Origin of the sequence: Moorena sp. SIO4A1, assembly GCF_010672065.1 — a bacterium.
Classification (GTDB): Bacteria; Cyanobacteriota; Cyanobacteriia; order Cyanobacteriales; family Coleofasciculaceae; genus Moorena.
Map to the genome: position 1 here is coordinate 1 of NZ_JAAHHX010000171.1, position 3,801 is coordinate 3,801.

2 protein-coding genes and 1 pseudogene are annotated in these 3,801 nt (G+C 43.2%); 1 reads left to right on the plus strand and 2 read right to left on the minus strand.

Features of this window, described 5'->3' with window-relative positions:
- A partial coding sequence (locus tag F6K53_RS35580; protein ID WP_293084063.1) for an amino acid adenylation domain-containing protein occupies positions 1–2,646 on the minus strand: 2,646 nt, incomplete at its 3' end.
- 392 nt (positions 2,647–3,038) lie between these two features.
- Between F6K53_RS35580 and F6K53_RS35585 the strand changes: the two genes are divergently transcribed.
- Positions 3,039–3,473 carry a class I SAM-dependent methyltransferase gene (locus tag F6K53_RS35585; RefSeq protein ID WP_293084065.1) on the plus strand — a complete coding sequence of 145 codons (435 nt, stop codon included), beginning with the start codon at positions 3,039–3,041 and terminating at the stop codon, positions 3,471–3,473.
- 109 nt (positions 3,474–3,582) lie between these two features.
- On the opposite strand, the pseudogene F6K53_RS35590 reads toward F6K53_RS35585, so the two are convergent.
- Positions 3,583–3,801: pseudogene (locus tag F6K53_RS35590) on the minus strand (hypothetical protein); the annotation flags it as partial.

The window sequence follows — 3,801 nt, forward strand, 5'->3', positions numbered from 1 at the left end:
TGAAGTATGAATGCGCGATCGTCTGGTTTTGGTAAAGCCCCCTAAATCCCCCAATTTTGGGGGACTTTCAGAGTTTTGTTCCCCCCAGAATTGGGGGGCTAGGGGGGCGAAATTTGCTGTAAACACTACATCATAGTAGCCATCGGCACCATTTCCACTCCAGGTCAGGTTAATGGCATAAGGAATTTCAGATTGCAATGACCACCAGTCTTCTGGCTCTACTCCCTTTTCTTGCAGCTGGTCTAGCAACTCCCCTACGGTTCGAGGACAATTAGGACTAGCTAAAGTAGCGTACGCCTGGACATCTGACCAAATCCTAGCATTGGGAACGCGGTTAACTAACAGGATTTCAGGCTTTGTTTCCAACAGTTGCTTTTTGACATCAGACAAGGTAAGTCTATCTTTGAGCCAGTCAAGACACAGGGGCGGAACTGCTGAAGTATCAACCTTTTGACCTACATGAATAATCGCATCGTATCGAAAGCGAGTTAGCTCATTTTGATAGTGTCCCCGTTTGAGCTGAATTTCTACATGATTAATTTGGGGGAGATGTTCCTCAAGCGCTAGAAAGAAAGCCGGAGCGATGGTTAGTTTCTTAGTTTCAGCTATCCTTTCCTCGATGCGATCGCGCAGCGCTATTGTAGACTCAGAAGAGGGTGCTTGATGTAACTGAACGGATGTATGAAAGGCTTCGAGTAAAGGGAAACTCTCCACATCGCCAATAAAAATACTACCCCCAGGCTGGACTAACTGCACCACTTTTTCGATGACGGACACCAGGTAGTCCATGTTGGGGAAAAACTGGATAACTCCATTAATTACTACCGTGTCAAAGGTTTCGGAGTCTATTCCTGCTAAATCATCTGCTGGACTATGGCTAACCTTGACCAATTTCTCTAAAGGACTATTCCTAATCTGCTCTTCGATATAGCGGAGTCCTTGAGCAGCAATATCTGTACCCCAATAAGATTCGCAATGGGGAGCAACCCGAAACAATAGTAAACCTGTACCGCAACCAATTTCTAATATTCGTTTGGGGTGCAAGGACAGAATCCGCTCTACTGTATGGTCAACCCACTCCCGCACTTGTTCTTCTGGTAAGTTTTTTCCGGTATAGCTATCGTACCAGCCACCAAGATGAAAACCAGCTTCCCAATCATCTGATGGCTTACTGTAGGCTTCATCCCATACTTTTTCCCATTGCTGAACTTGCTCTGTTTCCACAGGTGCAGATTCGGATTCCCCAGGTACAAGATAAGCCACTAAACGTTTGTCTTGGTTATCTTCTCTAGCTAAAACCACAGCCTGCTTCAGCTTGGGCTGTTGGCTTAGCAATACTTCAATTTCGCCTAGTTCGATACGGTAACCCCGAATCTTAACTTGGTCATCTAATCGACCGAGAAACTGGATATTACCATCCGGTAGGTAGTGAGCCAAATCCCCGGTTTTGTAAAGGCGATCGCTATCTGTCTTTACTTTGTTAAACGGGTTAGCAATAAATCTTTGGGCAGTTATTTCCGGTCGGTTCAGGTAGCCTCGCGCTAGACAAACACCACCGATGTATAACTCCCCCTCCACTCCAGCTGGAACTGGTTTTAGGGACTGATCAAGAAGATAAATCTCGGTATTGGCAATAGGACGACCAATGGCAGGAAGTGCTGGCCAACTGCTTGGGGAACCTTTTAGGGTAAAAGAGGTGACCACATGAGTTTCTGATGGGCCATAGTGATTGTGTAGGGTACAATCGTTTAGCTTCTCGAACAAGTTAGCGATCGCAGGAGTAATCTGCAACTGTTCCCCGGCGGTAATTACTTCCCGTAGACTTGCCGGAAATACTCCGAAAGTATCGGCCACTTCAGCAATTTGCTGCAAAGCCACAAAGGGAATAAATAGTCGAGCCACCTCTTGTTCTGCTAGTAATTTTAACAGAAATAGTGGGTCGCGCCGCACTTCTTCCGAGATTAAAACCAGTGTTCCCCCTCCACACCAGGTCGAGAAAATTTCTTGGAAGGAAACATCAAAACTTATCGGGGCAAATTGCAGTGTTTTGCTATCGTTGGCAACTACAGTATTTTCCAGCTGCCACTTGATCAGATTAACTAGGGAACGGTGGGGCATGGCTACCCCTTTTGGCTTACCTGTAGAGCCGGAAGTGTAGATAATATAAGCCAAGTTATCAACTGTCAGGCTGCTAGTAGGATTTTGTTCGTTATGGGTAGAGATGATTTCCCAATCTGTATCTAAACAAATCACACTAGCTTGATGTTTCGGTAATTGAGAGACTAATTGGCTTTGAGTCAGCAATACCGATGCCTGGGAGTGGTCAAGCATGTAGGCTAGGCGCTCTGGGGGATAAGCGGGGTCTAAGGGCACATAAGCTCCACCTGCTTTGAGAATTGCCAACAGTCCCACCACCATCTCAACAGAACGCTCTACACAAATCCCAACTAACACTTCAGGTTCTACGCCCAAAGTTTGTAAATGGTGCGCTAATTGGTTGGCTTTAGTATTGAGGGCTCGGTAGGTTAGCTGCTGGTCTGCAAAGACTACAGCAACTGCGTCCGGTGTTCGTTCTACTTGTGCTTCAAATAGCTGAGGAATACAACGGTAGTTATCTTGGTGATTATTCAAGTTAAGCTTGATCAAAACAAAAATTTCCTGCTTCTTATACTTTATACGACCATAAACTGCGGATTTTATCTCTTATCCTCCCGCTGTTTTGGGGAGCTGGTGATGATTGCTAATGAGCTTAGTTTATGACCCTGAGTAGTATAACACTTGACCGGAGAATAGAGAAATATACTGTTGAAGCTGGAGAGCAATGGTGAGGTAAAATATACCATTATCGCTAGTTTATCAAATCGATAAAATGTAATTTATATTGTTGATAATAGTAATGATTTACATAGTTTTTTTAAAATTTTAGATTACCAATTCCCGATTCCCTGTTCCCTAAACTGCTAAAATTATGTACCTCAACGAATTGATATATGGTTGAATAATAGATTATACTATATCTAACTATATAACTAAAAATTATGTCAACAAAAATTGGCGCTGAAGACTATTATGATAAATTTGCTGCTAAATATGACGAAGTGTTAAAGGCACCCAGTTCTAATGTACAGTATGTCAATGAAGCCGTTAAAATTTTCCATGGACATAATCACCATCAAGGCAGTGTTTTAGATATTGCTTGTGGGACAGGTATCCTAAGTGAATTGTTGCAAGGAGAGTTTGACTATACAGGGATTGATATTTCCAGTAAAATGCTGGATTATGCGGCCAAAAGAGGGTATACAACCATCCACAAACCCATTGAAACAGCACTTGTTGAAATTGATAGCCAGTCCTACGATTTTGTTTTTTGTTTAAGTTCTTTACTGTGTGTCGAAGACGCCGCAACAGCGATAAAACACATCGGTCGAATTGCCCGAAAAACTAGTCTAATTAGCCTTGATGAAACAACATAAGAATATATTAAAAACTTTGTTGTTCCAGTTTATGATCACTCTAAAATTGCCATCGAAAATGCCATCGAAGATTATTTTATTGTGGGTTGGACTTCTCCAACCCTAGGGATTACAATCCGAACTCGTATGATTTATATTGAAGCAAATAAATAGGATTTTTAATAGCAAAGGGAATCGGGAATCGGGAATCGGGAATCGGGAATCGGGAATCGGGAATCGGGAATCGGGAATCGGGAATCGGGAATCGCGAATCGGGAATCGGGAATCGGGAATCGGGAATCGGTAATCGGGAATCGGGAATCGGGAATTTAGAATCGGGAATCGGGAA

What these genes read in the sequence shown, in the direction of transcription:
- F6K53_RS35585 (WP_293084065.1), top strand. Translation starts at nt 3,039, where the DNA reads ATGTCAACAAAAATTGGCGCTGAAGACTATTATGATAAATTTGCTGCT.